The sequence below is a fragment of the Streptomyces sp. NPDC048650 genome (assembly GCF_043199095.1).
In the GTDB taxonomy this organism is placed as follows: domain Bacteria; phylum Actinomycetota; class Actinomycetes; order Streptomycetales; family Streptomycetaceae; genus Streptomyces.
The window spans coordinates 173,562-199,993 of sequence record NZ_JBICVM010000011.1 but is presented as its reverse complement, the minus strand read 5'-3'; the positions used below and the strand labels follow the sequence as shown (position 1 = coordinate 199,993).

Sequence of the window (26,432 nt, the reverse complement as noted above, 5' to 3'; positions counted from 1 at the left end):
GGCGGCATGACCGAGCCCAGGGACCCCCGCCGTCGCGTACCGCGCCCGGCCCGGAGCGGCCCGACGGCGGCCCGGCCCGACCGCGGCGGCCCGCGGCGCCCGGCCGCCCGGAAGCCCGCAGCCGACCGGCGGAGCGCCCCGCGTCCCGCCGCCCGCCGCCCCGGCCCCGCCCCGCTGCGCCTGGGCAGCCCCCGGCCCCGGCTGCGCCTGGTCTCGCTCGCGCTGACGCTGGTGCTGCTCGTCTTCGTTGTACGGCTCTTCCAGGTGCAGGCCGTGGACTCCGGGGCCTTCGCCGCCAAGGCCAACGAGAACCGCTATGTGCCGGTGAAGCTGGCCGCCGAGCGCGGCGCGATCACCGACCGGGGCGGGGTGGCCCTGGCCAGCACCGTGGACGCGTACGACATCACCGCCGACCCCAGCCTGCTGGCACCCGACAAGACCAAGATCGACGACGCTCCGCAGCGGGCCGCCGCGCTGCTCGCGCCGATCCTGCACGAGGACCGCGGCACGCTCGTCGGGAAGCTCGCCAAGCGGCAGACCCGCTACGTCCTGCTCGCCCGGCAGCAGACCCCGCAGGTCTGGAAGCGGATCAAGGACCTGCGCAGGACCCTCGACGCCCGGGCGGCCGCCGCACCCGCGCACACGCCCCGCCCCGACGTCCTGGTCGGGATCTTCGCCGACCGGCACAGCAAGCGGATCTATCCGAACAAGGACCTGGCGTCCGGGGTCCTCGGCTTCGTCAACGGCGAGGGCAAGGGCCGCGGCGGCATAGAGGCACAGCTCGACAAGGGCCTGGCGGGCAAGGAGGGCAAACTGGTCTACGCCCAGTCCGGCGGCCGCCGGGTGCCCACCGCCGGCGCCCAGGAGCACCCCGCCGTCCCCGGCAGCGACGTCCAGCTGACCCTGGACCGGGACATCCAATGGGCGGCCCAGCAGGCCATCTCCGAGCAGGTCGCGAAGTCCGGCGCCGACCGCGGCTACGTCGTCGTCCAGGACACCCGCAGCGGCGAGATCCTGGCGCTGGCCAACTCGCCCGGCTTCGACCCCAACGACATCTCCCGGGCCGAACCCGGCGCGCTGGGCAACGCCGCACTGACCGACGCGTACGAGCCGGGCTCCACCAGCAAACTGATGTCGATGGCAGCCATCCTCGAGGAGGGCGCCGCCACCCCGGCCACCCGGGTCACGGTGCCCAACCGGCTGCACCGCGGCGACCGGCTGTTCGCGGACGACGTCGACCACAAGACCTGGCATCTGACCCTCAACGGCGTGCTCGCCAAGTCCAGCAACATCGGCACCATCCTGGCGGCCGGCCAGCTCGGCAGGACGCAGCCGCAGGCCAACCAGGTCCTCTACTCCTACCTGCGGAAATTCGGCATCGGCCGACCGACCGGGCTCGGCTTCCCCGGGGAGACGGACGGCATCCTGGCCGAGCCGCAGGACTGGAACACCTCGCAGCAGTACACGATCCCGTTCGGTCAGGGGCTGTCCCTCAACGCCGTCCAGGCGGCCTCGGTCTACTCCACGATCGCCAACGGCGGCGAGCGCATCGCCCCCTCACTCGTCCGCGGCAGCACCGGCCCGGACGGCCGGTACACGCCCGCCCCCAAGCCCGACCGGAACCGAGTGGTCAGCAAGAAGACCGCCACGACCCTGGCCACCATGCTCGAATCGGTGGTCGACGACCAGGAGGGCACCGGCGCCAAGGCGAAGATCGACGGATACCGGGTCGGCGGCAAGACCGGCACGTCCAACCGGGTGGACCCGGAAACCGGCCGCTACCGCGGCTACACCGCCTCCTTCGCCGGTTTCGCGCCCGCCGACAAGCCCCGCATCACGGTCTACTGCGCCATCCAGAACCCCACCAAGGGCAGCTACTTCGGCGGCCAGATCTGCGGCCCGATCTACCGGCAGGTCATGGAGTTCGCGCTGAAAACCCTGCAGGTTCCGCCGACCGGCACGCCGTCCCCGCGGCTGCCGGTCACCTTCAAGCCAGGCGAATGAATCGAGGCAACACGGCCGTGACGACCATCACCACCGACGGTACCCCCGACCCCGCAAACGGCTCCTGTGCGCGGCCCTCACTTCGCCCCGGGCACGTTCAGCCCGGTACGCTCACCGCCGTGTCACAAGCTGATCAGTCCCCCAAACCCCCGAGCCCGGAGGAGGGCGGCCCCGGCGGATATCCGGGTGCGCCCCGTCCCGAGCAGGTCCGCCCCACCCCCCTGGCGGAACTCGCCGAGCAGCTGGGCATCCCGGCTCCGGCCGGCGCGAGCGATGTCCAGGTCACCGGCATCACCCATGACTCCCGGGCGGTTCGCCCCGGTGACGTCTACGCCGCGCTGCCCGGTGCCCGCCTGCACGGCGCCGACTTCGTCGCCCAGGCCGCCGACCTGGGCGCCGCCGCGATCCTGACCGACCCGACGGGCGCCGACCGCGCCGCCGCGACCGGCCTGCCGGTGCTGGCCGTCGAGAACCCGCGCGCACGCATGGGCGCCCTGGCCGTCTCGATCTACGGCGTCCCCGGCGAGGACCTCCTCCAGATCGGCATCACCGGTACCTCCGGCAAGACCACCACCGCGTACCTCATCGAGGGCGGCCTGCGCGCCGCCGCCGCGCAGCCGGCCCAGGCCGGTGGCGGGCGGCCGGCGGGTGGACTGACGGGCCTGATCGGCACGGTGGAGACCCGGATCGGCGACGAGCGCCTCAAGTCCGAGCGCACCACGCCCGAGGCCACCGACCTCCAGGCGCTGTTCGCGGTGATGCGCGAGCGCGGCGTGCGGGCGGTCGCGATGGAGGTTTCCAGCCACGCGCTGGTCCTCGGCCGGGTCGACGGCTGCGTCTTCGACGTCGCGATCTTCAACAACCTCAGCCCGGAGCACATGGAGTTCCACTCCGGCATGGAGGACTACTTCCAGGCCAAGGCCCGGCTGTTCACCAAGGCCCGCAGCCGCGCCGGCGTCGTCAACCTCGACGACGAGTACGGCAAGCGGCTGGCCGACGGCGAGTCCGAGGTCCCGGTCACCACCTTCTCCGCGGAAGGCCACCCGGACGCGGACTGGCGGGCGTCCGACGTCGAGGTCGGCACGCTCGGGTCGACCTTCACCGTGCACGGCCCCCGGGGCGAGAGGGTGCGCGCCGCCTCTCCGATCGCCGGCCCGTTCAACGTCGCCAACGCGCTCGCCGCGATCACCTCGCTCGTCGTCGCCGGGATCGACCCGCAGACCGCCGCCGACGGCGTCGCCGCGGTCCCGGGTGTCCCCGGCCGCCTGGAGCGCGTCGACGCTGGCCAGCCGTATCTGGCGGTCGTCGACTACGCCCACAAGACGGACGCCGTCGAATCGGTTCTTCGCGCGCTGCGCAAGGTCACCGAGGGCAAGCTGCATGCCGTCCTCGGTTGCGGCGGCGACCGCGACCCGCACAAGCGCGTTCCGATGGGTTCCGCGGTCGCCCGCCTCGCCGACACCGCCGTACTGACCTCCGACAACCCCCGTGGCGAGGACCCGCTCGCGATCCTCGCCACCATGCTCCAGGGCGCCGCGGAGGTACCGATCCACGAACGCGGCACGGTGCTCGTCGAGGAGGAGCGGGCCGCCGCCATCGCCGCGGCCGTCGCCCGCGCCGAGCCCGGCGACACCGTCATCGTCGCGGGCAAGGGCCACGAGCAGGGCCAGGACATCGCCGGAGTGGTACGCCCCTTCGACGACCGTCAGGTGCTCCGCGAGGCCATCGAGGAATCGCTGAAGACACAGCAGTCACAGCAGCCGAACCACCAGGGATGACACACCGCCATGCGCGCACAACCCTCTTACTGGCTCCATCTGCCCCCGACCGGGGGTGACCTGTGATCTCCCTGTCCCTCGCCGAGATCGCGGGCATCGTCGGCGGACAGATGCACGACATACCGGACGCCGGCGCCGTTGTCACCGGGCCCGTCGTGATGGATTCCCGCCAGGTACGCCCCGGCAGCCTGTTCGTCGCCTTCGCCGGTGAACGCGCCGACGGCCACGACTTCGCCGCGGGCGCCGTCGAGGCGGGCGCGGTGGCCGTACTGGCCGCCCATCCCGTCGGCGTGCCCGCCGTCGTCGTCGACAACGTGGTCGCCGCCCTCGGCGCGCTCGCCCGCGCGGTCGTCGGGCGGCTCGGGACCAAGGTCGTGGCCCTGACCGGCTCGGCCGGCAAGACCAGTACCAAGGACCTGATCGCCCAACTGCTGCAGCGGCACGGGCCGACCGTGTGGCCGGAAGGCAACCTCAACAACGAGATCGGGCTGCCGCTCACCGCGCTGCGCGCCGATGCCTCAACGCGCCATCTCGTGCTGGAGATGGGCGCTCGCGGCGTCGGCCACATCCGCTACCTGACCGGGCTGACCCCGCCGGAGATCGGTGTGGTGCTCAACGTCGGCACCGCGCACATCGGCGAGTTCGGGGGCCGCGACCGGATCGCCCTGGCGAAGGGCGAACTCGTCGAGGCCCTGCCCGAGCACGGTGTCGCGGTGCTCAATGCGGACGATCCGTACGTCGCTGCCATGGCGGCCCGTACGAAGGCCCGCACGGTCCTGTTCGGCGAGGCCCGAAATGCCGATATCCGTGCCGAGAATGTCCGGCTCACCGATCTCGGTCAGCCCGCTTTCACGCTTCACACACCCTCCGGGTGCAGTGATGTGACCATGCGGCTGTACGGTGAGCACCACGTGTCGAACGCGCTCGCCGCGGCCGCCGTCGCCCATGAGTTGGGCATGCCCGTGGACGAGATCGCCATCGCGCTCTCCGAAGCCGGCACGCTCTCCCGCTGGCGGATGGAGGTCACCGAGCGCGCGGATGGCGTGACGGTCGTCAACGACGCCTACAACGCGAACCCCGAGTCCATGCGAGCGGCGCTGCGAGCGCTGGTCGCGATGGGCACCGCCGCCAAGGCGAAGGGCGGTCGTACGTGGGCGGTGCTCGGTGAGATGGCCGAGCTCGGCGAGGACTCGCTCGCCGAACACGACGCGGTCGGACGCCTGGTCGTCCGGCTCAACGTCAGCAAGCTCGTGACGGTCGGCGGCAGGGAAGCGGCCTGGCTCGACATGGGCGCCAAGAACGAGGGTTCGTGGGGTGAGGAGTCGGTGCACGTGTCCGACGCGCGGGCGGCGGTCGACCTGTTGCGCAGCGAGCTGCAACCGGGAGACGTGGTGCTGGTGAAGGCGTCCAGGTCGGTGGGGCTGGAGCGGGTCGCCGCAGCACTGCTGGACAGCGAGAGCGTCATCGGCGCTGAGGGCGGAGCCGCGTCCCGATGAACTCGATGAAGCAGATCCTCTTCTCCGGAATGATCGGGCTCTTCCTGACCCTGATCGGCACCCCGGTGCTGATCAAGCTGCTGGCCAAGAAGGGGTACGGGCAGTTCATCCGCGATGACGGCCCGCGCGACCACCACAGCAAGCGCGGTACGCCCACCATGGGTGGCATCGCCTTCATCCTCGCGACGATCATCGCCTACGCCCTGACCAAGGTGATCACGAGCAGCGACCCCACCTTCTCCGGTGTGCTGGTGCTGTTCCTGATGGCGGGTATGGGCCTGGTCGGCTTCCTGGACGACTACATCAAGATCGTCAAGCAGCGTTCGCTGGGCCTGCGGGCCAAGGCGAAGATGGCCGGCCAGCTGATCGTCGGTATCGCCTTCGCGGTGCTCTCGCTGCAGTTCGCGGACCTGCGGGGACAGACACCGGCCTCCGACCGGCTGTCCTTCACCCAGGACTTCGGTTGGCAGGTCGGCCCGGTGATCTTCGTGATCTGGGCGCTGTTCATGATCCTGGCGATGTCCAACGGCGTGAACCTCACCGACGGCCTCGACGGCCTGGCCACCGGCGCCTCGGTGATGGTCTTCGGCGCGTACACCTTCATCGGCATCTGGCAGCACCAGGAGTCGTGCGCCAACCAGATCACCGCCGGACCAGGCTGTTACGAGGTACGCGATCCGCTCGACCTCGCGGTCGTCGCCTCCGCACTGATGGGCGCCTGCTTCGGCTTCCTGTGGTGGAACACCTCGCCCGCCAAGATCTTCATGGGTGACACCGGCTCGCTGGCCCTGGGCGGCGCGCTCGCGGGCCTGGCGATCTGCTCCCGCACGGAGCTGCTGCTGGCGATCCTCGGCGGCCTGTTCGTGCTCATCACCATGTCCGTGGTGATCCAGGTCGGATCCTTCCGCCTGACCGGCAAGCGGGTCTTCCGGATGGCGCCACTACAGCACCACTTCGAACTGAAGGGCTGGTCGGAAGTCCTGGTGGTGGTCAGATTCTGGATCATCCAGGGCATGTGCGTCATCGTCGGACTCGGCATCTTCTACGGCGGTTGGCAGGCGGCGAAGTGACCGCGTACGGACCGCAGGACTTCGCCGGTATGCACATCACCGTGGCCGGCCTCGGTGTGAGCGGCGTTCCCGCCGCCCGCGCCCTGGCCGGCCTCGGCGCCCGCGTCACCGTCGTCAACAGCAGCGACGGTGAGCGCGAGCGCGGGCAGGCGGCCGAGCTGGAGCCCCTGGGAGTCACCGTCCGCCTCGGCGACGGCGACACCCTCCCCGAGGGCACCGAGCTGGTCGTCACCACCCCGGGCTGGAAGCCCACCAGCCCCCTCTTCCTCGCCGCCGAGAAGGCGGGCATCGAGGTGTGGGGCGATGTGGAGCTGGCCTGGCGGCTGCGGGGGCCCGGTTCCGCGCCCTGGCTGGCGGTCACCGGCACCAACGGCAAGACCACCACCGTCCGGATGCTGGCCTCGATCCTGGAGGCGGAGGGGCTGCGGACCGCCGCCGTCGGCAACATCGGTGTCCCGCTCGTCGACGTCGTGCTCGGCGCGGGGCAGCAGGACGGCGAGTCGTACGACGTCCTCGCCGTCGAGCTCTCCAGCTACCAGCTGCACTGGGCGCCCTCCGTACGCGCCCACTCCGCGGCCGTCCTCAACCTCGCACCGGACCACCTCGACTGGCACGGCTCGATGGCGGCCTACGCGGCCGACAAGGGCCGGATCTACGAGGGCAACACGGTCGCCTGCGTCTACAACGCGGCCGACCCGGCGACCGAGGAACTGGTCCGCGCCGCCGACGTCGAGGAGGGCTGCCGCGCCATCGGCTTCACCCTCGGCACGCCCGGCCCGTCCCAGGTCGGTGTGGTCGAGGGCATCCTCGTCGACCGCGCCTTCGTCGAGAACCGTCAGCAGCAGGCCCAGGAGCTCGCCGAGGTCTCCGACCTCGCGTCCCCCGCGCCGCACAACATCGCCAACGCCCTGGCGGCGGCGGCCCTGGCCCGCGCCTTCGGGGTGCGGCCGGCCGCCGTACGCGACGGACTGCGGGCCTTCCACCCCGAGCCGCACCGCATCCAGCACATCGCGGACGTCGGCGGCATCGCCTACATCGACGACTCCAAGGCCACCAACACCCACGCCGCCGAGGCGTCGTTGGCGGCGTACGAGCACATCGTGTGGATCGCCGGCGGGCTCGCCAAGGGCGCGACCTTCGACGAGCTGGTGCAGAGGTCGGCGGAGCGGCTGCGCGGCGTGGTCCTCATCGGCGCCGACCGCGCGCTGATCCGCGAGGCCCTGACGCGACACGCCCCCGATGTCCCGGTCGTCGACCTCGACCGGACCGACACTGGGGCGATGTCCGAGGCCGTGGCGGAAGCCACCCGGCTGGGCAGGCCCGGCGACACCGTTCTCCTGGCCCCGGCCTGTGCCTCGATGGACATGTTCGTCAACTACAACAAGCGGGGCGACGCCTTCGCCGACGCGGTCCGTGAGCTGACCGCACCGGAAAACTAGCCGGTCCCCGCTGCCGTCGGCGACCCGCGGCGCGCGCACCTGTGGAGGGGACGAGGATGACGGCCCGACCGGCCAGGACGGCGCCCGCGCGTCCCGCCCGCCGTACGCCCCCGGTGCGCTCGCCGCGCGGGGGCCCCCGGCGCCTCTACACCCGGGTCAGGCGGGCCTGGGACCGGCCGCTGACCGCCTACTACCTCATCCTCGGCGGCAGTCTGCTGATCATGGTCCTCGGCCTGGTGATGGTCTACTCGGCCTCCCAGATCAAGGCCCTGCAGTCCGGCCTCGCCCCGTCCTTCTTCTTCCGCAAGCAGCTGCTCGCGGCCGTGCTGGGCGGCGTGCTGCTGCTGGCCGCGTCCAGGATGCGGGTCGCACTGCACCGCAAGGCGGCCTATCCGCTGCTCGCGGGCTCGGTGTTCCTGATGTGCCTGGTGCAGGTGCCGGGCATAGGGGTCGCGGTCAACGGAAACCAGAACTGGCTCAACCTCGGCGGCCCCTTCCAGATGCAACCGAGCGAGTTCGGCAAGCTCGCCCTGGTCCTGTGGGGCGCCGATCTGCTGGCCCGCAAGCAGGAGAAGAAGCTCCTGGTGCAGTGGAAGCACCTGCTGGTGCCACTGGTTCCGGTCGCGTTCCTGCTGCTGGGGCTGATCATGCTCGGCGGCGACATGGGAACCGCGATCATTCTCACGGCGGTCCTCTTCGGCCTGCTGTGGCTGGCCGGCGCCCCCACCAGGCTGTTCGCGGGGGTGCTCGGCGCCGCCGCGGCGATCGGGGCGCTGCTGATCGCGACCAGCGCCAACCGGATGTCGCGGCTGGGCTGTACCCTCGCCACCGACCCGGGCCCCGGCGACAAGTGCTGGCAGGCCGTGCACGGTATCTACGCCCTCGCCTCCGGCGGATTCTTCGGCTCCGGCCTCGGCGCGAGTATGGAAAAATGGGGTGAACTCCCTGAACCGCACACCGACTTCATCTTCGCCATCACCGGGGAGGAACTGGGACTGGCGGGGACGCTGTCGGTGCTCGCCCTCTTCGCGGCTCTAGGCTATGCGGGTATCCGCGTGGCCGGACGCACGGAGGATGCCTTCGTCAGGTACGCCGCGGGAGGCGTGACCACCTGGGTCATGGCCCAGGCCATGATCAATATCGGTGCGGTGCTCGGCCTGTTGCCGATCGCCGGTGTCCCGCTCCCGCTGTTCTCCTACGGAGGCTCCGCCCTGCTGCCGACGATGTTCGCCATCGGGCTGCTGATCGCCTTCGCGCGTGAGGAGCCCGCTGCGCGGGCGGCATTGGCCGCGTTGGCTACGCGGAAGCCGGTTTTCGGTAGAAAACCGGCTGGGGTGAGATGGAAAACGATGAGACGGCGCGTCAAGAAGCGGCCGTCCGGAGAGCGGTGAATTTCGGTGCATGTCGTACTCGCCGGTGGGGGGACCGCCGGCCACATCGAGCCCGCGCTCGCCCTCGCGGACGCCCTGCGCAGGCAGGACCCGACCGTGGGGATCACGGCACTCGGCACGGAAAAGGGGCTGGAGACACGGCTCGTCCCGGAGCGCGGCTATGAGCTCGGCCTGATCCCGGCCGTACCGCTGCCGCGCAAGCCCACCCCCGAACTGATCACCGTCCCCGGGCGGCTGCGCGGCACGATCAAGGCCGCCGAGCAGATCCTGGAGCGCACCAAGGCGGACTGCGTGGTCGGCTTCGGCGGCTATGTCGCCCTGCCCGGATATCTGGCCGCCAAGCGGCTCGGTGTGCCGATCATCGTCCACGAGGCCAACGCCCGGCCCGGTCTCGCCAACAAGATCGGCTCGCGGTACGCCAAGTTCGTCGCCGTCAGCACCCCGGACAGCAAGCTGCGCGGCGCCCGCTACGTCGGCATCCCGCTGCGCCGCACGATTGCGACGCTGGACCGCGCGGCGGTCCGCCCCGAGGCCCGGGCCGCCTTCGGGCTCGACCCGAACCTCCCCACCCTCCTGGTGTCCGGCGGTTCCCAGGGGGCCCGACGGCTGAACGAGGTCATCCAGGCGGCCGTGCCGGCGCTGCAGCGCGCCGGCATCCAGGTCCTGCACGCGGTCGGCCCGAAGAACGAACTGCCGCACGTGGACAACATGCCGGGGATGCCGCCGTATGTCCCGGTACCGTACGTGGACCGGATGGATCTCGCGTATGCCGCGGCCGACATGATGCTCTGCCGCGCGGGCGCGATGACCGTCGCCGAACTCTCCGCCGTCGGGCTCCCGGCCGCCTTCGTCCCGCTGCCCATCGGCAACGGCGAACAGCGGCTGAACGCCCAGCCGCTGGTCAACGCCGGCGGGGGCCTGTTGATCGACGACGCCCAGCTGACCCCGGAGTGGGTGCAGTCCAGCGTCCTCCCGGTCCTGGCCGATCCGCACCGGCTGTACGAGATGTCCCGCGCAGCCTCCGAGTTCGGCCGCCGGGACGCCGACGAACTGCTGGTCGGCATGGTGTACGAGGCGATCGCCCAGCAGCAGAAGTAGCGAACGAGCAGAGGCAGGGGAGCGTGGCCGGACCCAGAACCGCCCAGCGCGGCGTCAAGAAGCGGCCGTCCGGCCCGCCCTCCGGTCCTCGGACGCAGGTGCGGTGGCCGCGGTGGCTGCACACCCCCGTGCGCACTCCGCGCCGGCGGCTGGCCCTCGTCCTGGTCCTCGTGGTGCTGTTCGGCGGCTTCGGGGCCTGGGCCCTCTACGGCTCGGACTGGTTCCGGGTCCGGCAGGTGAAGGCCGCCGGTACCCGGGTTCTGACGCCGGACGAGGTGGTGGCCGCGGCCCGCGCCCCGGTGGACGCGCCGCTGGTTTCGGTGGACACCGACGAGATGGCCGGACGGCTCCGCGCCGCGCTGCCGCGCATCAAGGCCGTTGAGGTGGTGCGATCGTGGCCGCACACCATCGTTCTCAAAGTGGTCGAAAGAACGCCGGAACTTGCGATGCGTTCGGGCGGAAAGTACAGCGAAGTGGACGATGAGGGCGTCCGTTTCGCCACTGTGCGTACCCTTCCCAAGGGTGTTCCGCTTCTGGAAATGGCCGTTTCCGACTCCCCAAGTCTTCATCGCTTCGGAATCGACCGGTTGCGTCGCGCCGCGACGGACGTCGTCGGCCGACTTCCCGAGGCGGTCCACAAGGATGTCCGCAGGGTCCGCGTCGCGTCCTACGACTCCGTGACCCTGAAACTGACGGGCGGTCGTACTGTCGTATGGGGCAGCCGCGAACAGGGCGCCGAGAAGGCCAAGGTGCTCGTCGCCCTGCTGAAAGCCGCGCGTGGTGCGCACCACTTCGACGTCGCGGTGCCCAGCGCCCCCGCAGCGTCGGGGAGTTGACGCTCGTAGGCGCAGGCCAGCACCCTGGATGGCTACGACTATGGGTGATCACATAGGGTGAAAAGAAAAACGGGAGGTTCGGCGTGTTCGTTGAACGCGCGCGCCTTGTCGACTTAGTGTCTCGTTCCAAAGGGACTATGGAACCAAGGAACACAGGTACAGGTAACCCTAAACTTCAACGTTAGGGTTCGGGTCGGCGATACGGACCGTCCCATCGGCATCAGTCGGCGTCCACACGGTATGTGAGGCGGCGACACGTAACTCGAGGCGAGAGGCCTTCGACGTGGCAGCACCGCAGAACTACCTCGCAGTCATCAAGGTCGTCGGCATCGGCGGCGGTGGCGTGAACGCCATCAACCGGATGATCGAGGTCGGGCTCAAGGGCGTCGAGTTCATCGCGATCAACACCGATGCACAAGCGCTCCTGATGAGCGACGCCGACGTCAAGCTCGACGTCGGTCGCGAAATGACGCGCGGACTCGGCGCGGGCGCAAACCCGGATGTGGGTCGCAAGGCGGCCGAGGACCACCGCGAGGAGATCGAGGAGGTCCTCAAGGGGGCCGACATGGTCTTCGTGACCGCGGGTGAGGGCGGCGGCACCGGCACCGGCGGCGCGCCCGTCGTCGCCAACATCGCGCGCACGTTGGGTGCCCTGACGATCGGTGTGGTCACCCGGCCGTTCACCTTCGAGGGCCGCCGGCGTGCCAACCAGGCCGAGGACGGCATCGCCCAGCTGCGCGAAGAGGTCGACACCCTCATCGTGATCCCCAACGACCGGCTGCTGTCCATCTCGGACCGCCAGGTGAGCGTGCTCGACGCGTTCAAGTCGGCGGACCAGGTGCTGCTGTCGGGCGTCCAGGGCATCACGGACCTGATCACGACCCCGGGCCTGATCAACCTCGACTTCGCCGACGTCAAGTCCGTGATGTCCGAGGCCGGCTCGGCCCTGATGGGCATCGGCTCGGCGCGCGGCGACGACCGCGCGGTGGCCGCCGCGGAGATGGCGATCTCCTCGCCGCTCCTGGAGGCGTCCATCGACGGCGCCCGCGGCGTGCTGCTGTCCATCTCCGGCGGCTCCGACCTCGGCCTCTTCGAGATCAACGAGGCCGCGCAGCTGGTCAGTGAGGCGGCGCACCCGGAGGCCAACATCATCTTCGGCGCGGTCATCGACGACGCGCTGGGCGATGAGGTGCGGGTGACGGTCATCGCCGCGGGCTTCGACGGCGGTCAGCCGCCGGCCCGCCGCGACGCGCAGTCCACGCTGTCGTCCCCCAAGCGCGAGGAGCCGGCTCCGGCGGCCCCGAGCCGTCCGGCCAACCCGCCGGAGCCGCGGCCGTCGTCCTTCGGCGGCCTGGGTTCGGTGCCGGTACGGGACGAGGAGCCGGCTCCGGCCGAGTCCTCGACGCTGGGCGAGGCGTCGACGCCGTCGTCCGGTTCCCCGCAGGTGCCCCCGGCCCGGCCGTCCTACTCGGACAGCTCGGCCGAGGAGCTCGACGTCCCCGACTTCCTGAAGTGACCAAAGCACCGAAGTGATAGGGCAACAGCACCACGAGAGCGGCGCGCACTTCGCCTTCACCGACAGGTGGGGTGGAGTGAGCGCCGCTCCGTACGATCAGCTCAATCTGGGCGGCGCGGTCGGCGACGACCCGTCGTCGGTTCGCACGAACCGGGAGCGCGTGGCCGCGGAACTCGGCCTCGACCCGGGCGCGGTGGTCTGGATGAACCAGGTCCACGGCCGGGACGTGGCGGTGGTCGACGGGCCCTGGCGCGGCGACGACATCCCGTGTGTCGACGCGGTGGTGACCGCCCGCCCGGGCCTCGCGCTCGCCGTACTGACCGCGGACTGCACTCCGGTGCTGCTCGCCGATCCGGTCGCCCGGGTCGCCGGGGCCGCACACGCCGGCCGTCCGGGACTGGTCGCCGGGGTCGTGCCGGCGGCCGTCGAGGCGATGACGAAGTTGGGCGCCGAGCCGGACCGGATCATCGCGTACACCGGGCCCGCGGTCTGCGGGCGCTGCTACGAAGTGCCCGAGGCGATGCGTGCCGAGGTCGCGGCGATCGTGCCGCAGACCTGGTCGACGACCGGCTGGGACACCCCCGCGGTGGATGTCACCGCAGGTGTACGGGCCCAACTCGGCGCGGCAGGAGTGCCGGTCCGTGAAGATCCCCACATCTGCACGCTCGAGTCCGCGGACCATTTCTCGTATCGGCGGGACCGCACCACGGGGCGGCTCGCGAGCTATGTATGGCTGGATGGCTGAGCACGTGACGGATGACCGTAGAACCGAACTGGCCGGCAACCTGGCGCAGGTGGAGGACCGTATCGCCACCGCGTGCGCCGCGGTCGGCCGGCCACGGGGCGAGGTGACCCTGATCGTGGTCACCAAGACCTACCCCGCGAGCGATGTCCGGCTGCTCGCAGAGCTGGGGGTGCGGCATGTCGCGGAAAACCGCGATCAGGATGCGGCACCGAAGGCAGTCGAATGTGCCGATCTGTCCCTTACTTGGCACTTCGTCGGTCAATTGCAAACGAACAAGGTGCGGTCCGTCGCCCGGTATGCCGGACTTGTCCAGTCGATCGACCGGGCCAGGCTCGTGACCGCGCTCTCCAAAGAAGCGGTGCGCGCCGAGCGTGAGCTGGGCTGCCTGGTCCAGGTGGCACTTGACGCCGAGTCAGGTCAGCAGGGGGACCGTGGCGGAGTGGCGCCGGACGGCGTCGCGATGCTCGCCGACGCGATCGCCGGAGCCCAAGGTCTGCGGCTGGACGGTGTGATGACCGTCGCGCCGCTGACCGGACCGTATGCCGGGCGCCCATGTGCGGCATTCGAACGGCTCATGGAAATCTCAACCGACCTGCGCGCCAACCATCCTGCTGCCAACATGGTGTCAGCGGGTATGAGCGCGGACCTCGAAGACGCGGTGGCGGCCGGGGCGACACATGTGCGCGTCGGCACTGCGGTACTCGGAGTCCGACCACGGCTCGGGTAACGTCGCCAAGCAAGTCGGACCACAGCACAAAATATGGTCATTCCCGCAGAAAGCGGGAGGCTGCGTGGATCCAGGGCCCCCGGTGACGGAGCCGATCCACCACAGAGCGGAGGACGCAGAGAATGGCCGGCGCGATGCGCAAGATGGCGGTCTACCTCGGCCTCGTGGAGGACGATGGGTACGACGGCCGGGGTTTCGACCCCGACGACGAGTTCGAGCCCGAGCTTGATCCGGAGCCGGATCGGGGGCGTCGTCAACAGCACCAAGTACAGGCGGAAACACGCCCGGAGCGGGAGGAACCGGTACGTGCCGTGACACCTCCGGCGCAGCGTGAGCCGGCCCCGCTCGCCGCGGAAAGCGGACGACCCGCCCGAATCGCCCCCGTGGCATCCATCACACCCGACCGTCCCAATCTGGAGAAGAACGCACCGGTGATCATGCCCAAGGTTGTGTCCGAGCGGGAGCCTTACCGCATCACGACGCTCCACCCCCGGACCTACAACGAAGCCCGTACCATCGGGGAACACTTCCGTGAGGGCACTCCGGTGATCATGAATCTCACGGAGATGGACGACACCGACGCGAAGCGACTTGTCGACTTTGCGGCCGGTCTTGTCTTCGGTCTGCACGGCAGCATTGAACGGGTGACGCAGAAGGTGTTCCTGTTGTCGCCTGCTAACGTCGATGTCACGGCGGAGGACAAGGCTCGTATCGCAGAGGGCGGGTTCTTCAACCAGAGCTGAGACGCAACACGGGGCACACCACGGCCTACTGGGCCAAATCGGGATCAAAGGGGAGAGGGGCGCGCGAGATGAGTGTCGCTGGTCAGGTGATCTATATCGCGCTGTACTGCTTCCTGATCGTGTTGATTTTCCGGCTGGTGATGGACTACGTGTTCCAGTTCGCCCGTTCATGGCAACCCGGCAAGGCGATGGTGGTCGTTCTGGAGGCCACCTACACTGTCACCGATCCGCCACTCAAGCTTCTGCGGCGGGTCATTCCGCCGCTGCGTCTCGGGGGCGTGGCGCTCGACCTGTCCTTCTTCGTATTGATGATCATCGTCTACATCCTGATCACCGTCGTGAGGTCGGTGTTGTTGTGAACGATACGGTCTTGCCGATTGCCGACGACTACGTTGAGGTGAAGTAGAGATGCCGTTGACCCCCGAGGACGTGCGGAACAAGCAGTTCACGACCGTCCGCCTCCGAGAAGGCTATGACGAGGACGAGGTCGATGCCTTCCTCGATGAGGTCGAAGCCGAACTGACCCGACTGCTGCGGGAGAACGAGGACCTGCGCGCCAAGCTGGCCGCCGCCACTCGCGCCGCCGCGCAGAACCAGCAGCAGCAGGGCCTGCGCAAGGGACCCGACCAGCAGCAGGAGCAGCAGCAGCGAGGCGGGGCACCTGTGCCCGCCGCCATATCGGGTCCGCAGCCGGTCCCGCCGCAGCAGCAGCAGGGGATGGGTGGCCCGCCCCAACTGCCCGGTGGTGCACCGCAGCTGCCCCCAGGCCCCGGTGGCCACGGCCCGCAGGGCCCGCACGGCCCCGGTCCGATGGGCCCCAACGGTCCGATGGGTGGCCCGCTCGGCGGCCCGCAGCAGCAGCAGCTGCAGCAGGGCGGCCAGCAGGGCGGCCCCGGCGGTGACAGCGCGGCGCGCGTGCTGTCGCTGGCGCAGCAGACTGCCGACCAGGCGATCGCGGAGGCCCGTTCCGAGGCCAACAAGATCGTCGGTGAGGCGCGCAGCCGCGCCGAGGGTCTGGAGCGGGACGCCCGCGCCAAGGCCGACGCGCTGGAGCGGGACGCGCAGGAGAAGCACCGCGTAGCGATGGGCTCGCTGGAGTCGGCCCGCGCCACGCTGGAGCGCAAGGTCGAGGACCTGCGCGGTTTCGAGCGCGAGTACCGCACCCGCCTGAAGTCCTACCTGGAGAGCCAGCTGCGTCAGCTGGAGAACCAGGCCGACGACTCGCTGGCGCCGCCGCGGACCCCGGCGCCCGCAGCCGCTTCGCTGCCGCCGTCCCCGTCGATGGCGTCGGCCGGTGCAGGCACCATGGGCGGCAACCACACGATGGGTGGCGGCCAGTCGATGGGCGGCGGCCACTCGATGGGCAACGGCTCCGGCGGCGGTCCGTCCTACGGCGGTCAGCAGCAGATGTCGCCGGCGATGACCCAGCCGATGGCACCGGTGAGGCCGCAGGGCCCGCAGCCGATGCAGCAGGCGCCGTCGCCGATGCGTGGCTTCCTCATCGACGAGGACGACAACTGACGGCCGCGTAGGGCGCAGAGTCGGCAATCAGGGCCGGGCCCCCGGGGAGATCCTCCCCGGGGGCCCGGCCCTTTGCCGTGCGGGTGCGGGTGCGGGGCCCGGAGCGGCCGGTGCGCGGAGCGCCGCCGGTGCGCGGGGCGCCGCCGGTGCGCTGCTGGAGCGGTGGAGTCCCGACCGCGCCCCGGGGGAGAGAGCGCGGCCCGCCCATGACGAAGCCCCCGGCGGGTGAGTGCCGGGGGCTTCGTCGTACGGGCTTGCGGTGGCTGTTACGCCTTGCGCAGGTGGAACGTCAGACCCAGGCTCTCGTCCGTGAAGGCCGGGCCGTGGTCGCCGTCCGGGGCACCCTGGGCGTAGTCCGTGGCGAGGACCTCGTCGGAGATCAGCGCGGCGTGGTCGGTCAGGGCCGTGCGGACGTCCTCGTCGGTGGCGGACCAGCGCAGGGCGATCCGGTCGGCGACATCCAGGCCGCTGTTCTTACGGGCCTCCTGGATCAGTCGGATGGCGTCACGGGCCAGGCCCGCCCGACGCAGCTCCGGGGTGATCTCCAGGTCGAGAGCGACGGTCGCGCCCGAGTCGGAGGCCACCGACCAGCCCTCGCGGGGCGTCTCGGTGATGATGACCTCGTCGGGGGCGAGGGCGACCGTCTCGCCGTCGACCTCGACGCTCGCCGTGCCGTCCCGCAGGGCGAGCGAGAGGGCCGCGGCATCGGCCGCCGCCACGGCCTTGGCGACAGCCTGGACGCCCTTGCCGAAGCGCTTGCCCAGCGCCCGGAAGTTCGCCTTGGCGGTGGTGTCGACCAGGGAGCCGCCCACCTCCGAGAGGGAGGCCAGGGAGGAGACGTTGAGTTCCTCGGCGATCTGGGTGCGCAGGTCGTCGGAGAGGTCACCGAAGCCGGCCGCGCCCACCAGCGCGCGGGAGAGCGGCTGGCGGGTCTTGACGCCGGACTCGGCGCGGGTCGCGCGGCCCAGCTCGACCAGCCGGCGGACCAGCAGCATCTGCGCGGAGAGGGTCGGGTCGATGGCGGACCTGTCGGCGACCGGCCAGGAGGAGAGGTGGACGGATTCCGGGGCGTCCGGGCCGACCGGGACGACCAGGTCCTGCCAGACCCGCTCGGTGATGAACGGGGTGAGCGGGGCCATCAGCCGGGTGACCGTTTCGATGACTTCGTGCAGGGTGCGCAGCGCGGCCGCGTCGCCCTGCCAGAAGCGGCGGCGGGAGCGGCGGACGTACCAGTTGGACAGGTCGTCGACGAAGGACGACAGCAGCTTGCCGGCGCGCTGGGTGTCGTACGCCTCCAGGGCCTGGGTGACGCCGTCGACCAGGGTGTTCAGCTCGCCGAGCAGCCAGCGGTCCAGGAGCGGGCGGTCGGCGGGCGCCGGGTCGGTGGCGCTCGGTGCCCATCCGGTGGTGCGGGCGTACAGAGCCTGGAACGCGACGGTGTTCCAGTAGGTCAGGAGGGTCTTGCGGACGACCTCCTGGATGGTGCCGTGGCCCACCCGGCGGGCCGACCAGGGGGAGCCGCCGGCCGCCATGAACCAGCGGACGGCGTCGGCGCCGTGCTGGTCCATCAGTGGGATCGGCTGGAGGATGTTGCCCAGGTGCTTGGACATCTTGCGGCCGTCCTCGGCGAGGATGTGGCCCAGGCAGACGACGTTCTCGTAACTCGACTTGTCGAAGACGAGCGTGCCGACGGCCATCAGGGTGTAGAACCAGCCGCGGGTCTGGTCGATGGCCTCCGAGATGAACTGCGCCGGGTAGCGCTTCTCGAAGAGCTCCTTGTTGCGGTAGGGGTAGCCCCACTGCGCGAACGGCATCGAGCCCGAGTCGTACCAGGCGTCGATGACCTCGGGGACGCGGGTCGCGGTGCCCTGGCAGGTCGGGCAGGGGAAGGTGATCTCGTCGATGAACGGGCGGTGCGGGTCCAGCGACGACTGGTCGGTGCCGGTCAGCTCGGTGAGCTCGGTCAGCGAGCCGACGCAGGTGAGGTGGTCGTCCTCGCAGCGCCAGATCGGCAGCGGCGTGCCCCAGTAGCGGTTGCGGGACAGCGCCCAGTCGATGTTGTTGTTGAGCCAGTCACCGAACCGGCCGTGCTTGACCGACTCCGGGTACCAGTTGGTGTTTTCGTTCTCGCGGAGCAGGGCGTCCTTGACGGCGGTGGTGCGGATGTACCAGGACGGCTGGGCGTAGTAGAGCAGCGCGGTGTGGCAGCGCCAGCAGTGCGGGTAGCTGTGCTCGTACGCGACGTGGCGGAAGAGGAGCCCGCGCGCGGAGAGGTCCTCGACGAGGGCCGCGTCGGCCTTCTTGAAGAACTGGCCGCCGACGAGCGCCAGCTCCTCCTCGAAGGTGCCGTCGGCGCGGACGGGGTTGACGACCGGGAGGCCGTACGCCTTGCAGGTCTTGAGGTCGTCCTCACCGAAGGCGGGGGCCTGGTGGACGAGGCCGGTGCCGTCTTCGGTGGTGACGTACTCGGCGTTGACGACGAAGTTGGCGCCCTCCAGCTCGACGAGGGAGAACGGGCGCTCGTAGGACCAGCGCTCCATCTCACGGCCGGTGAAGGACTGGCCGGTGGCCTCCCAGCCCTCGCCCAGGGCCTTCTCCAGCAGCGGCTCGGCGACGACGAGCTTCTCCGTGCCGTCGGTGGCGACGACGTAGCGGACGTCGGGATGCGCGGCGGCCGCGGTGTTGGAGACCAGGGTCCAGGGCGTGGTGGTCCAGATCAGCAGCGCGGCCTCGCCCGCGAGCGGGCCGGAGGTGAGCGGGAGGCGGACGTAGACCGAAGGGTCGACCACGGTCTCGTAGCCCTGGGCCAGCTCGTGGTCGGACAGGCCGGTGCCGCAGCGCGGGCACCAGGGGGCGACGCGGTGGTCCTGGACCAGCAGGCCCTTGTTGAAGATCTCCTTCAGCGACCACCACACCGACTCGATGTAGTCGGGGTCCATCGTGCGGTACGGGGCGTCGAGGTCGGTCCAGTAGCCCATGCGGGTCGTGAGCTCGGCGAAGGCGTCGGTGTGCCGGGTCACCGACTCGCGGCACTTGGCGTTGAACTCGGCGATGCCGTACGCCTCGATGTCCTTCTTGCCGTTGAAGCCCAGCTCCTTCTCCACAGCCAGCTCGACCGGGAGGCCGTGGCAGTCCCAGCCGGCCTTGCGGTCGACGTGGTAGCCCTGCATCGTGCGGAACCGGGGGAAGACGTCCTTGAAGACGCGCGCCTCGATGTGGTGGGCGCCGGGCATGCCGTTGGCGGTCGGCGGACCCTCGTAGAAGACCCACTCCGGCCGGCCCTCGGACTGCTGGAGGGTGCGGGAGAAGACCTTCTGCTCCTGCCAGAACTCGAGCACGGCGTGCTCGAGGGCGGGGAGGTCTACCTGGGCGGGTACCTGGCGGTACTGGGGCTGCTCACTCATCGGGTTTTCCTCCGGCGGACACCTGCTGCGTTCTCCGTCCGGAGGGACGAGAGCCCTGGCTCCCGCGGTACCACCCTCCTTGGCGGCGCCGCTGGCACCGCCCCCTCATTGGGGTCGCGCTGCCGGTTCTACTCGCCCTGGGCGGCCCGCGGGCCCGTGGGCGGAACCCACTGTCCAAGACTTTCTTCCGGCGACTCCGGGGTGATCTTCACGTCGCGCACGCCCCCGGGCTCGCACCGTCCCCGGATCGCTGCTGGCTGCGTACGACGCTACTCGTCCCATCAATGCCTCTCGCTGGGCCCAGTGTACGGGCCCGCGCCGGTGACGGCCGACCGGTTTTCCAGGTGGCGGAGGGCGGCGGCCGCTCCGGCGGTGGCGACCGGCCCGGCCGCGGTGACCCGAATGGCGGGGCGCGGTCGGCGGGCGCAATCGGGGCGGGACGGGTACCGGGGCGGGGCGGGCGGGCCCATCCGGCGGTGCGTCCCGTTGCCGCGTGCCGCGTGGGGATTTATCGTTCCCGTCACGATTCGCGCACAAGCTCACATACGTGAAGGGGTCGCGGCCATGGTGGCGAAAAAGACCGCCCCGCAGACGAGCTCGACGCCTGCCGAAGAGGCCGATGAGGCTGTCGCGAAGCAGTCCGCAGCGCAGCGGACTGCCGCGAAGACCGCCGCCGGCGAAACGGCCGCGAAGAAGACGGCCGCGAAGAAGACGGCCGCGAAGAAGACGGCCGCGAAGAAGACGGCCGCGAAGAAGAAGGCCGCGAAGCGAACGGTGGCCAGGAAGGCGACGGCCGAGAAGGCGGCCGGGAAGGCGGCGGCCACCGGGGCGGCGTCGAAGAAGGCGGCGAAGAAGACGGCGAAGACAACGAAGACAACGAAGACGACGGCGAAGACGGCCGCGGCCGCGCATGCCGCGGTGCCCGCGGAGAAGACGGGAGCCCCCACTGTGGCGGCGAAGAAGACGGTGGCCGCTGCGGCGCCCGCCACGGACAGCGCGGTGCTCCCGGGCCGGCCGGCCGCGGCCCCCGGCGAGCTCGCCGTACGGCCGGGCGAGGACCCCTGGACCCCGCAGGAGGTGGACGAGGCGAGGGCCGACCTGATGGAGGAGGTGGGTCGGCTGCGCGCCGAGATCGTCGCGTCCGAGGACGCCATCGCCGGGCTGATGCGGGACTCCGGTGACGGTGCGGGCGACGACGAGGCCGACACCGGCAGCAAGAACATCACCCGCGAGCACGAGCTGGCGCTGGCCTCCAACGCCCGCGAGATGCTCCAGCAGACCGAACGGGCGCTCGGCAGACTGGACGCGGGCACCTACGGCCTGTGCGAGAACTGCGGCAAGGCGATCGGCAAGGCGCGGATGCAGGCCTTCCCGCGCGCGACGCTGTGTGTGGAGTGCAAGCAGAAGCAGGAGCGGCGGGTCTGACGGCACGCCGGAATCCGTTGTGGGCGGCCCCCCGTACCCCCCACGACCGTACGTGTGTGCCGTACGCTCGAGACCCGTCAGGCGTGGCCTGACGGCTGACTCGAACGGGCTGAGGACTCACACGTGGCAGAGGCGGAACGCATCACCAGTACGCCGGGATCCGGGACGGATTCCGCAGCGGATCCCCAGAAGGGTTCCGAAGGGGGGCAGCCGGTGGAGCCGGAGCCGGAGCAGAAGGCGGGCCGTGGCAAACGGCGCATCCCCGCGCTGCTGCTGGTCGCCGCCGTGGTCTACGCGCTGGACCTGGGCAGCAAGCTCCTGGTCGTGGCCAAGCTGGAGCACCACGCGCCGATCGAGATCGTCGGGACGCTGCTGCAGTTCAGTGTGATCCGCAACCGCGGGGCCGCGTTCAGCATGGGCCAGGCGCTGACGATCTTCCTCACGATCATCGCGGCGGCCGTGATCGTGGTGATCGCCCGGATCGCCCGCAAGCTCTACAGCCTGCCCTGGGCCATCGCGCTCGGCCTGCTGCTCGGCGGCGCCTTCGGCAACCTCACCGACCGCGTCTTCCGCTCCCCGGGGGTCTTCGAGGGCGCGGTGATCGACTTCATCGCCCCCGCGCACTTCGCGGTCTTCAACCTCGCCGACTCCGGCATCGTCTGCGGCGGCATCCTGATCGTCCTCCTGTCCTTCCGGGGCGTGGACCCGGACGGCACGGTCCACAAGGACTGACGGACCCCGTCCTCCGGGCCCGGAGCCGGGGCACCACCGCCCCGGGCCGGGCACCGTGCCGGGACTGCCATACTCGTGGGGTGAGCACCGTTCCCGAGATCCGCACCCTGCCCGTACCGGACGGCCTGGAGGGCGAGCGCGTCGACGCCGCGCTGGCCCGCATGTTCGGCTTTTCCCGTACGAAGGCGGCCGAGCTCGCCGCGGCCGGAAAGGTCCGGGTCGACGGCTCCGAGGTGATGAAGTCCGAGCGGGTGTCCGGCGGTGCCTGGCTGGAGGTCGAGATGCCGCAGGCCGCAGCGCCCGTGGAGATCGTCGCCGAGCCGGTCGAGGGCATGGAGATCGTGCACGACGACGACGACATCGTCGTGATCGTCAAGCCCGTCGGCGTCGCCGCGCACCCCAGCCCCGGCTGGACCGGCACGACGGTCATCGGCGGCCTGGCCGCGGCCGGCTACCGCATCTCCACCTCCGGCGCCGCCGAGCGCCAGGGCATCGTGCACCGTCTCGACGTCGGCACCTCCGGCCTGATGGTGGTCGCCAAGTCGGAGCGCGCCTACACCCTGCTCAAGCAGCAGTTCCGCGAGCGTACGGTCGACAAGCGCTACCACGCCCTGGTCCAGGGCCACCCGGACCCGATGAGCGGCACCATCGACGCCCCCATCGGCCGGCACCCGCAGCACGACTACAAGTGGGCGGTCGTCGCCGAGGGCAAGGCGTCGGTCACGCACTACGACCTGATCGAGGCGTTCCGGGCGGCCAGCCTGCTGGACATCAAGCTGGAGACCGGCCGCACCCACCAGATCCGGGTGCACATGTCCGCCCACCGCCACCCCTGCGTCGGCGACCTCACCTACGGCGCCGACCCCACGCTCGCCAAGCGACTCGGCCTCACCCGCCAGTGGCTGCACGCCATGCGGCTGGGATTCGAGCACCCCTCCGACGGCCGCTGGGTCGAGTTCGAGAGCGCGTACCCCGACGACCTGCAGCGCGCGCTGGACACCGTGCGCGACGAGAGCTCCTGACCACGCGGCCAAGGGGCGGTTTCGGCCGGCCGCATGGCAGGCTGGGGGCGGAAGTGATCACCCCCCACCCCGGAGCGTAGCCACCGTGGACCAGCTGGCTCTGATGTTCGTCCTGCTGCTCGGAGCCGTGGTGATGGTGCCGGTCGGGGACCGGCTGGGGCTGCCCTCACCGGTGCTGATGACCCTCGCCGGGGCGGTGCTGGCGCTGCTGCCGTTCGTGCCCAACGTCGAGGTGCCGCCCGAGTTCATCCTGCCGCTGGTGCTGCCCCCGCTGCTCTACGCCGCGGTGCAGCGCACCTCCTGGCGGCAGTTCACCGCCAACCTGCGGCCGATCTTCCTGCTGGCCGTCGCGCTGGTCTTCGCCAGCACGGCCGCCGTCGCCGCGGTCGCGCAGGCGGTGGTGCCCGGTATGCCGATCGCCGCCGCAGTGGTGCTCGGCGCGCTGGTCGCCCCGCCCGACCCGGTGGCCGCGACCGCCGTGGCCGGCAGGCTCGGGCTGCCCCGCCGGATGGTCTCCATCCTGGAGGGCGAGGGGCTGTTCAACGACGTCACCGCGATCGTGCTCTACCACGTCGCGCTCGCCGCGGCGGTCAGCGGCACCTTCTCGGTGCCCTCCGCGGTCGGTTCGCTGGTGCTCTCCGCGGTGGTCGCCATAGCGGTCGGCCTGCTGCTCGGCTGGGTCACCAACAAGCTGATGGGGCTGCTCGGTGACCCGACGCTGCAGATCGGTCTGACGCTGCTGGTGCCGTTCGTGGCCTACGTCCTGGCCGAGGACTTCCACGGTTCCGGTGTGCTCGCCGTGCTGACCGCCGCGCTCTTCCTCGCCGAGTACGCGGTCGACGCCGACGACGTGCTGGGCCGTCTCGCCGGCTACACCTTCTGGGAGGTCGTCGACACCCTCGTCACCGGCGTGGCGTTCGGCCTGATCGGCCTGGAGCTGCACAACATCTTCGGGGCCGCGTCCCAGCGGTGGGGCGAGCTGTTGGCCGCCGGGGCCGCGGTCGTGGCGGTGGTCGTCGCCGTCCGGCTGCTGTGGCTGCTGCCCGCCGCCTGGCTCGCCAAGCGGATGCACAAGCTCCGCGACTACGACGAGCAGATCCCGATGAGCTGGCGGGAGACCCTGATCATGTGGTGGTCGGGGATGCGCGGGGTGGCGTCCGTGGCGCTGGCGCTGGCCATTCCGTACACCGTCGACGGCGGCGGTGCGTTCCCGGCCCGCGACGAAATCCTCTTCATCGCCTTCGCGGTGGTACTCGCCACCCTGCTCGTCCAGGGGCTGACGCTGCCCTGGCTGGTGCGCAAGCTGCGGGTGCGGGCGGACGCCGACGTCGAGGACGCGCTGGAGCGCGAGCTGGCGATCCGGGTGATCAAGGCGTCCAAGCGGCGGCTGAAGGAGATCCTGGAGGTCGAGGAGCTGCCCGAGGAGGTCAGCGACCAGCTCGCGCGCCGCGCCTACGACATCGGCGCCCGGATCGCCCCGGACATCGTCGACGACGAGCGGCGGGAGCTGTTCGACAAGCGGATCACCCGGATGAAGAAGGTGCAGCGCATCCAGGGCGAGATGCTCTCCGCCGCCCGGCACGAGGTGCTGGCGGCCCGCAGCGAGCCGGGTGCGGACCCCGAGATCGTCGACCGGGTGCTGCGCCATCTGGACGTGCGCAGCCTGCGGGGCGTGCCGTAGCCCTCAGCCCGCCGCGTCGCCGTCCGCGCGCAGCTCCCGGCGGCCGGAGGGGGCGGGCGCGGTGGTGATCCGCGGCAGCGCGTAGGCGTGCTCGGCCCGCAGCCACTCGATCATCCGCTCCCGGACCTGGCAGCGCACCGCCCAGATGGTGTCCGCGTCGCGGGCGGTCACCAGGGCCCGCACCACCATCGTGGAGGGTGTGGTGTCGGTGACCACCAGGCTCCAGGACCGGCCGTCCCAGTCCTCGCACTCCTGCAGGATCTCGTGCAGCCGCTGCCGCATCTTCTCCACCGGCGCGGAGTGGTCGAGATGGAAGAGGACCGTGCCGGTCATCTGGGAGCCGCCGCGCGACCAGTTCTCGAACGGCTTGCCGGTGAAGTACGAGACCGGCATGGTGATCCGCCGCTCGTCCCAGGTCCGTACGGTCAGGAAGGTCAGCGTGATCTCCTCGACGGTGCCCCATTCGCCGTCCACCACGACGGTGTCGCCGATGCGCACCATGTCGCCGAAGGCGATCTGCAGGCCGGCGAAGAGATTGCCCAGCGTGGACTGGGCGGCGATACCGGCGACGATGCCCACCAGCCCGGCCGACGCCAGCACGGAGGTGCCGACCGCCCGCATCTCCGGGAAGGTGAGCAGCATCGCGGCGGCGGCGACGGTGATCACCGAGGCCGTCACCACCCGCTGGATCAGCGTCACCTGGGTTCGCACCCGCCGTACCCGGGCCGCGTCCCGTCCGCTCGCCGCGTAGCGGGTGTACGAGGACTCGACGATGGCCCGCGCGGCCCGGACGAGCAGCCAGGCGGTGGCCGCGATCAGCACGAGGGTGAGCGCCTGCCCGATGCCCGCGGCGTGGTCGTCGACGATCTCGAGCCCCGCCTCGTCGTACGACCCGCGCAACATCGCCGCGCACAGCACCACTTGGGCCGGTATGCGGCAGCGGCGCAACAGCCCCCACAGGGGGGTCTCGGGGTGTACGGCGTCGATGCGGCGCAGCGTCCGGTCGGCGAGCCAGACCAGGATGAGCGTGACCACGATCGAGCCGCCGATGACGACGATCGGGCGCAGCACGTCCTCCAGGGACACGGGCCTCCTCCTTGCTGTCGTGTGGTGCGGTGTGCTCGTTGCGGGTCTGTCGACCGTAGCTGGCACGATGGGGCAGAGCGATCCGACCCAGGGAAGTGATGTCAATGCCCGAGCCCAGCGAGTCCGCGACCAGCGGGTCTTCGACGATTGTGCTGTTTCATTCGGTGTGCGGGCTGCGCCCCGCGGTGCACGCCGCCGCGGACCGGCTGCGGGCCGCGGGCCATGAGGTGATCGTCCCCGATCTGTTCGACGGCCGGACCGCGGACTCGGTGGCGGACGGCATCGTCGTCAAGGACGAGATCGGCAAGGAGGAGCTGCTGCGGCGGGCGGTGACGGCGGCGGCACCGTACTCCGACCGCGGCCTGGTCTACGCCGGGTTCTCCTTCGGCGGCTCGGTCGCGCAGAACCTCGCGCTGGCCGACGAGAGGACCCGCGGGCTGCTCCTCCTGCACGGCACCTCCGACATCGCCGAGGGTGCCGTCGCCGACGATCTGCCGGTGCAGCTGCATGTGGCCGACCCGGACCCGTACGAGCCGCACGACTGGCTGAACGCCTGGTACCTCCAGATGCGCCGGGCCGGCGCGGACGTCGAGATCTTCCGCTACGCCGGCGCCGGCCACCTCTACACCGACTCCGCCCTGCCGGACTACGACGAGGAGGCGGCGGAGAGCACCTGGAAGGTGGCGCTGGGGTTCCTGGCCGAACTCTGAGCCGCCGC

General features: G+C 70.9%; 22 protein-coding genes. 19 read left to right on the top strand and 3 right to left on the bottom strand.

Translation table 11 applies throughout. The features are described from left to right. The first annotated feature begins 6 nt into the window (after positions 1 to 6). The 14 genes from ACGFML_RS28145 to ACGFML_RS28080 all read left to right on the top strand — a co-directional run bounded on the left by ACGFML_RS28145 (position 7) and on the right by ACGFML_RS28080 (position 16,364). Positions 7 to 2,004 carry a peptidoglycan D,D-transpeptidase FtsI family protein gene (locus tag ACGFML_RS28145; protein ID WP_393548309.1) on the top strand — a complete coding sequence of 666 codons (1,998 nt, stop codon included), beginning with the start codon at positions 7 to 9 and terminating at the stop codon, positions 2,002 to 2,004. A gap of 17 nt (positions 2,005 to 2,021) precedes the next feature. Then, positions 2,022 to 3,782, top strand: coding sequence for a UDP-N-acetylmuramoyl-L-alanyl-D-glutamate--2,6-diaminopimelate ligase (locus ACGFML_RS28140; RefSeq protein WP_393548307.1), 1,761 nt, complete (start codon positions 2,022 to 2,024; stop codon positions 3,780 to 3,782). Positions 3,783 to 3,844: 62 nt separating this feature from the next. Then, positions 3,845 to 5,278, top strand: a complete 1,434-nt coding sequence (murF, locus tag ACGFML_RS28135) for a UDP-N-acetylmuramoyl-tripeptide--D-alanyl-D-alanine ligase (protein ID WP_393548305.1) — start codon at positions 3,845 to 3,847, stop codon at positions 5,276 to 5,278. Positions 5,279 to 5,283: 5 nt separating this feature from the next. Then, complete coding sequence (mraY, locus tag ACGFML_RS28130) at positions 5,284 to 6,348, top strand: phospho-N-acetylmuramoyl-pentapeptide-transferase (protein ID WP_393548442.1); 1,065 nt, start codon at positions 5,284 to 5,286, stop codon at positions 6,346 to 6,348. A gap of 29 nt (positions 6,349 to 6,377) precedes the next feature. Continuing rightward, entirely contained in the window at positions 6,378 to 7,787 is a 1,410-nt protein-coding gene (murD, locus tag ACGFML_RS28125) for a UDP-N-acetylmuramoyl-L-alanine--D-glutamate ligase (protein WP_393548440.1), read from the top strand. 56 nt (positions 7,788 to 7,843) lie between these two features. Then, a complete protein-coding gene (ftsW, locus tag ACGFML_RS28120; protein ID WP_393548303.1) occupies positions 7,844 to 9,178 on the top strand; it encodes a putative lipid II flippase FtsW in 1,335 nt (444 codons plus the stop codon). 6 nt (positions 9,179 to 9,184) lie between these two features. Next, positions 9,185 to 10,276 (top strand): undecaprenyldiphospho-muramoylpentapeptide beta-N-acetylglucosaminyltransferase, encoded by a 1,092-nt coding sequence (murG, locus tag ACGFML_RS28115; RefSeq protein ID WP_393548301.1) that lies wholly within the window; start codon positions 9,185 to 9,187, stop codon positions 10,274 to 10,276. A 23-nt stretch (positions 10,277 to 10,299) separates the two neighbouring features. After that, positions 10,300 to 11,112 (top strand): cell division protein FtsQ/DivIB, encoded by an 813-nt coding sequence (locus ACGFML_RS28110; RefSeq protein WP_393548299.1) that lies wholly within the window; start codon positions 10,300 to 10,302, stop codon positions 11,110 to 11,112. Positions 11,113 to 11,395: 283 nt separating this feature from the next. Further along, on the top strand, positions 11,396 to 12,628 hold the full coding sequence (ftsZ, locus tag ACGFML_RS28105) for a cell division protein FtsZ (RefSeq protein ID WP_393548297.1): 1,233 nt from the start codon (positions 11,396 to 11,398) through the stop codon (positions 12,626 to 12,628). Positions 12,629 to 12,641: 13 nt separating this feature from the next. Beyond that, positions 12,642 to 13,373, top strand: a complete 732-nt coding sequence (gene pgeF, locus ACGFML_RS28100) for a peptidoglycan editing factor PgeF (RefSeq protein WP_393548295.1) — start codon at positions 12,642 to 12,644, stop codon at positions 13,371 to 13,373. Next, complete coding sequence (locus tag ACGFML_RS28095) at positions 13,366 to 14,100, top strand: YggS family pyridoxal phosphate-dependent enzyme (RefSeq protein WP_393548293.1); 735 nt, start codon at positions 13,366 to 13,368, stop codon at positions 14,098 to 14,100. Before pgeF ends, ACGFML_RS28095 begins: the two co-directional genes overlap by 8 nt. A 122-nt stretch (positions 14,101 to 14,222) precedes the next feature. Further along, on the top strand, positions 14,223 to 14,843 hold the full coding sequence (locus tag ACGFML_RS28090) for a cell division protein SepF (protein WP_393548291.1): 621 nt from the start codon (positions 14,223 to 14,225) through the stop codon (positions 14,841 to 14,843). A gap of 68 nt (positions 14,844 to 14,911) precedes the next feature. After that, positions 14,912 to 15,202, top strand: a complete 291-nt coding sequence (locus ACGFML_RS28085; RefSeq protein ID WP_046928503.1) for a YggT family protein — start codon at positions 14,912 to 14,914, stop codon at positions 15,200 to 15,202. Positions 15,203 to 15,251: 49 nt separating this feature from the next. Continuing rightward, positions 15,252 to 16,364: a DivIVA domain-containing protein gene (locus ACGFML_RS28080; RefSeq protein WP_393548288.1), complete on the top strand. Its 1,113-nt coding sequence runs from the start codon at positions 15,252 to 15,254 to the stop codon at positions 16,362 to 16,364. Positions 16,365 to 16,630: 266 nt separating this feature from the next. Here ACGFML_RS28080 and ileS read toward each other — a convergent pair whose 3' ends face one another. Together ileS and ACGFML_RS28070 are read right to left on the bottom strand one after the other, a co-directional pair. Then, positions 16,631 to 19,768, bottom strand: coding sequence for an isoleucine--tRNA ligase (ileS, locus tag ACGFML_RS28075; protein WP_393548286.1), 3,138 nt, complete (start codon positions 19,766 to 19,768; stop codon positions 16,631 to 16,633). 539 nt (positions 19,769 to 20,307) lie between these two features. Then, on the bottom strand, positions 20,308 to 20,757 hold the full coding sequence (locus ACGFML_RS28070) for a hypothetical protein (RefSeq protein ID WP_393548284.1): 450 nt from the start codon (positions 20,755 to 20,757) through the stop codon (positions 20,308 to 20,310). On the opposite strand from ACGFML_RS28070, the gene ACGFML_RS28065 reads away from it, so the two are divergent. The 4 genes from ACGFML_RS28065 (at position 20,735) to ACGFML_RS28050 (ending at position 24,628) form a co-directional block, all read left to right on the top strand. Further along, entirely contained in the window at positions 20,735 to 21,193 is a 459-nt protein-coding gene (locus tag ACGFML_RS28065) for a TraR/DksA family transcriptional regulator (RefSeq protein WP_393548282.1), read from the top strand. The genes ACGFML_RS28070 and ACGFML_RS28065 overlap by 23 nt on opposite strands. Before the next feature lie 123 nt (positions 21,194 to 21,316). After that, a complete protein-coding gene (lspA, locus tag ACGFML_RS28060; protein WP_393548281.1) occupies positions 21,317 to 21,925 on the top strand; it encodes a signal peptidase II in 609 nt (202 codons plus the stop codon). An 80-nt stretch (positions 21,926 to 22,005) separates the two neighbouring features. Then, on the top strand, positions 22,006 to 22,947 hold the full coding sequence (locus tag ACGFML_RS28055; protein ID WP_393548279.1) for an RluA family pseudouridine synthase: 942 nt from the start codon (positions 22,006 to 22,008) through the stop codon (positions 22,945 to 22,947). 85 nt (positions 22,948 to 23,032) lie between these two features. Continuing rightward, entirely contained in the window at positions 23,033 to 24,628 is a 1,596-nt protein-coding gene (locus ACGFML_RS28050; protein ID WP_393548277.1) for a Na+/H+ antiporter, read from the top strand. Positions 24,629 to 24,631: 3 nt separating this feature from the next. Here the strand turns inward: ACGFML_RS28050 and ACGFML_RS28045 are convergent, their stop codons facing one another. Next, on the bottom strand, positions 24,632 to 25,708 hold the full coding sequence (locus ACGFML_RS28045) for a mechanosensitive ion channel family protein (protein WP_393548439.1): 1,077 nt from the start codon (positions 25,706 to 25,708) through the stop codon (positions 24,632 to 24,634). A gap of 110 nt (positions 25,709 to 25,818) precedes the next feature. Between ACGFML_RS28045 and ACGFML_RS28040 the strand changes: the two genes are divergently transcribed. Continuing rightward, on the top strand, positions 25,819 to 26,424 hold the full coding sequence (locus ACGFML_RS28040; protein ID WP_393548275.1) for a dienelactone hydrolase family protein: 606 nt from the start codon (positions 25,819 to 25,821) through the stop codon (positions 26,422 to 26,424). The last annotated feature ends 8 nt before the right edge of the window (positions 26,425 to 26,432 follow it).

Excerpts from the sequence above, each read along its gene's own strand:
- ileS (WP_393548286.1), bottom strand. The coding sequence starts at position 19,768 with ATGAGTGAGCAGCCCCAGTACCGCCAGGTACCCGCCCAGGTAGACCTC.
- ACGFML_RS28080 (WP_393548288.1), top strand. The coding sequence starts at position 15,252 with ATGCCGTTGACCCCCGAGGACGTGCGGAACAAGCAGTTCACGACCGTC.
- mraY (WP_393548442.1), top strand. The coding sequence starts at position 5,284 with ATGAAGCAGATCCTCTTCTCCGGAATGATCGGGCTCTTCCTGACCCTG.
- ftsW (WP_393548303.1), top strand. The coding sequence starts at position 7,844 with ATGACGGCCCGACCGGCCAGGACGGCGCCCGCGCGTCCCGCCCGCCGT.
- ACGFML_RS28085 (WP_046928503.1), top strand. The coding sequence starts at position 14,912 with ATGAGTGTCGCTGGTCAGGTGATCTATATCGCGCTGTACTGCTTCCTG.
- ACGFML_RS28040 (WP_393548275.1), top strand. The coding sequence starts at position 25,819 with ATGCCCGAGCCCAGCGAGTCCGCGACCAGCGGGTCTTCGACGATTGTG.
- ACGFML_RS28145 (WP_393548309.1), top strand. The coding sequence starts at position 7 with ATGACCGAGCCCAGGGACCCCCGCCGTCGCGTACCGCGCCCGGCCCGG.
- ACGFML_RS28095 (WP_393548293.1), top strand. The coding sequence starts at position 13,366 with ATGGCTGAGCACGTGACGGATGACCGTAGAACCGAACTGGCCGGCAAC.
- murD (WP_393548440.1), top strand. The coding sequence starts at position 6,378 with ATGCACATCACCGTGGCCGGCCTCGGTGTGAGCGGCGTTCCCGCCGCC.
- ACGFML_RS28090 (WP_393548291.1), top strand. The coding sequence starts at position 14,223 with ATGGCCGGCGCGATGCGCAAGATGGCGGTCTACCTCGGCCTCGTGGAG.